Source organism: Bacillus cihuensis (assembly GCF_000504145.1).
In the GTDB taxonomy this organism is placed as follows: domain Bacteria; phylum Bacillota; class Bacilli; order Bacillales; family DSM-1321; genus Peribacillus; species Peribacillus huizhouensis.
The window spans coordinates 1-3,271 of sequence record NZ_AYSD01000033.1; the positions used below are offsets into that span (position 1 = coordinate 1).

Annotated in this window: 5 protein-coding genes; 3 read left to right on the forward strand and 2 right to left on the reverse strand. The window is 35.7% G+C overall.

Going from position 1 to position 3,271, the window contains the following annotated elements:
• Positions 1 to 59: 59 nt before the first annotated feature.
• Together V179_RS0105420 and V179_RS0105425 are read right to left on the reverse strand one after the other, a co-directional pair.
• The gene (locus tag V179_RS0105420) at positions 60 to 611 is read right to left on the reverse strand and encodes a hypothetical protein (protein ID WP_028390624.1); all 552 of its coding nucleotides are present in this window, start codon (positions 609 to 611) and stop codon (positions 60 to 62) included.
• On the reverse strand, positions 608 to 850 hold the full coding sequence (locus V179_RS0105425; RefSeq protein WP_235178964.1) for a helix-turn-helix transcriptional regulator: 243 nt from the start codon (positions 848 to 850) through the stop codon (positions 608 to 610). Before V179_RS0105425 ends, V179_RS0105420 begins: the two co-directional genes overlap by 4 nt.
• A 119-nt stretch (positions 851 to 969) precedes the next feature.
• Here V179_RS0105425 and V179_RS0105430 point away from each other — a divergent pair, with 119 nt between their 5' ends.
• The 3 genes from V179_RS0105430 (at position 970) to V179_RS0105440 (ending at position 3,062) form a co-directional block, all read left to right on the forward strand.
• Positions 970 to 1,152, forward strand: coding sequence for a hypothetical protein (locus V179_RS0105430; RefSeq protein WP_028390626.1), 183 nt, complete (start codon positions 970 to 972; stop codon positions 1,150 to 1,152).
• A gap of 175 nt (positions 1,153 to 1,327) precedes the next feature.
• Positions 1,328 to 2,479 (forward strand): FtsK/SpoIIIE domain-containing protein, encoded by a 1,152-nt coding sequence (locus tag V179_RS0105435; protein WP_028390627.1) that lies wholly within the window; start codon positions 1,328 to 1,330, stop codon positions 2,477 to 2,479.
• On the forward strand, positions 2,427 to 3,062 hold the full coding sequence (locus V179_RS0105440) for a hypothetical protein (RefSeq protein WP_028390628.1): 636 nt from the start codon (positions 2,427 to 2,429) through the stop codon (positions 3,060 to 3,062). The genes V179_RS0105435 and V179_RS0105440 overlap by 53 nt, the downstream gene beginning before the upstream one ends.
• Positions 3,063 to 3,271: the final 209 nt, after the last annotated feature.

A 3,271-nucleotide genomic window follows, 5' to 3' on the forward strand; every position in this document is an offset into this window, starting at 1 on the left:
AATTTCTTTATTTAATTTTACATAGTAGTAGGGGCTTTGTTATGTTTGTCGAATCAGTATTACCAACTATCCATGGTTTCCCCGAACTCTTTTACTTCTGGAGTCATGAATTCCATGGTAGATGCAGCCATAACCAAATCAGACATTGGTTCGTCATCATTTGGCTTGAATTCATCTTTATTTACTGAAAACATCGCTATCTTTTGCTCACCTTGCTTAACGTTAATCGATATTGTTTTTGCGTCTTTAATATCATCTTGTTGTAAAAAGTCATAGGTTTGATTTACAACATGTTGTGTGGCTAAACCGGGTGGCGTTTTGCTATCCATTGTCACAACCACAGTGACATGTTGGTTAATATCGATCGCATCTGTAACTTCAATCTGTTTAGCGTACTCAAATATAGATGTGTCAATCTTTCTTTCTGCCTCAGCCTTTAATTTTTCCTGTTCTTTATCTTTTTGTGCAGCTTCTTTAGAATTTGCAACAGAATCTTCTGTTTTTACTTTTACCTCATTCGTTTGTTTAACGCTGGTTTTTTCATCAGTACTACAAGCAGACAATGCTAAAGTAAGTAAAAAAATGATGCAAGTTAATAATATTTTCTTCAACATAATTCCCCTTTCGTCGATTCTTCCTCTTCATATAAATCATCCACTTTAACACCTAATATTTTTGCCAATTTAAAAGCTTTTTCAAGTGGCGGGTAGTTTCGATTGTTTACCCAATTAGACATTTGTTGTGGCGTTACTCCTAATTGTGCAGCGATATATTTTGCTTTAAAACCTTTTTCATTGATTAATTCCCCTATAAGACACCTCATTTTATCACCTAATATAATATTCTTCATTTATATATGTATTCCTTTATAAGTATTTCTGTATAAAAATATAAATATTTCTGTACTGACAAGCAAGTTTTGGGCGTTTATCCATAGAATACAGTATCAACTGGAAAGGGGAATTGAAAATGGACCCTATAACATTCGGAATGGTATTTGTAGGTGTGACAGGAGTGACATTGGGAGGGATCGCCTTGCTCGATGGAGCTGGAGTAAAGATCAACGACATGGCACTTACTCTTTTTATGGAGGTAGCCAAGTATGGCAGCATCTTATTTTTGTTGAAAGAAGTCTCAAGAATATTCTTGTGATGATTGTGAAATCAAAATTCCACATAGTTGATTATTGAATGGAGTATGTAATGTTCATTATTTATTATTGTCTGTCGTGTCCTGAATTGTGTTTTTAAACTGTAACAGGAATACTTCATATTCCTCTTTTCTGTCTTGCTCTGCAATCCAGAAAAGATAAAAAGTAGGTGGTTATATGATTGAATGGATAGCTATTCCAACAATTGCTTTAGGATTCGCTTTGTTGCCTAAAAAGAAAATGTCAGATGAAAGGAAGCTTAAGTTGATATTTGAAAACTGCAAAGTAGGGATTAAGAAAGGGGATTCGTTTCAATATCCTAAATTAATTCGTAAATACGACAAGAATGCATATAAGACTTTCATCTACTCTTTGCCATTTGGTGTACCCTCTGAGGATTTAGAAAATGTTCTTCCGGCTATCAAAGATGGATTAAACAAAGAAATAGAAATCGAATTTGATGGGGTGCTTAAAATCAACGTATTTAATCAAAGTTTGCCCACCAGTTGGAAATACAAAGATGATTTATTGCGTGAGGGTACATGGGAGATTCCAATAGGGAAGAATCACACCGGTATCCTTTATCATGATTTTGAAAAATACCCCCATATGTTGGTCGGTGGTGTAACTAGGTTTGGTAAGACAGTTTTTATTAAAGAAGCATTTTACACAATACTAATGAACCAAATGGAGAATGTAGAATTTTACTTTCTGGATTTAAAAGGTGGACTTGAGTTTGGTAAATATATTGGTCTTCCGCAAGTAAAGGCTGTAGCTTCTGATGTATTCGAAGCTGCTGAGGTATTAAATGAGATAGTTGCGAATCTAAAGATGCAGGAAAAGAACTTCCGAAAAGTGGGGTATACAAACATTGTCGATTCTCCTATAAAGAAAAGAACCTTTGTAATTGTGGATGAAGGAGCCGAATTATCGCCCAATATCATTGAAGGAGAAGGCAAGAAGTTTGCGAAGTTTTGTCAGTCTGCCTTGTCTGAAATCAGCCGAATAGGTGGAGGCCTAGGGCTTCGACTCCTTTATTGTACTCAGTATCCCACAAAAGAAGCAGTCCCTATGCAAGTAAAAATGAATATTGTTGCAAGGATTTCTTTCATAGCTGCAGCACAAATTGCAAGTCGTGTAATCCTGGATGAAATAGGAGCTGAAGATCTTCCTTCTATTCCGGGAAGGGCGATATATAAGATTGAAAAGAAACGTACTGTGCAAGTGCCTTATATTGATGACAAATACATGTTTACTCAAATGGAGGCGAAAGAAGATGCTATCATCAACGCAGTCAAGAATCGAAAGTCTGTTAACGATGATCGATAAACTGGGGATGGCGAAAATACGTCACCTACAATTAACCCATGATTTAAAAAGCTATAGCAATGCTTGTCGTGTGGTAAAACAGCTTTCCCCCTATATTAATGAAACGATGTTTGAGAGGGAAAAGGTACTGTATCTAAATAAAGAAGGAAGGGAGCTAATTGGATCCACAAAAGAAATGAAAAAGAATTCCCTTATGGAACATACTTTGCTTGGTAATGAGGTGTACTTTTACTTTAACTGCCCGATTGATTGGAAAACAGAATATACGATTGAAAAAGAACCGTTAAATACTCATGGAATCTTATTTGGTGGTATGACGCTTGTTAAGCAGAGGATTGTTGCAGATGCATGTTTTACTCGTAATGGGTACCTGCACCTAATTGAAGTTGATAATACTCGTAGTATGGTCGACAACCGCAAAAAGATTGAAGCTTATGCGGATGTACTCACAGAACTAAAAAAGAAGGCTATGCCTATACTGTGTGTTTTCACAACTAACAAAGAGAGAAAAAGAAAATTTGAGGATTGGATGAAAAAGAAGAATATTAGGGGTGAGGTTAAAACATTCGATGAAATAAAATGAAGAGTTTGAAGCGATCCGAAAATACGCTATAATAATAGAAGGAAGACGTTTTTAAAAACGCCCCCCTTTGCCCATCATTTGCCCACCGATGGTTGAAAGTTTATGATTGTGTTTGATAATGGAAAAATCAAAAACGCTATAACATCAACGTTTTCTATATATTTTACAAGCGTTCGATTAGTCAATATTACTCCAGCTACGACATGGAG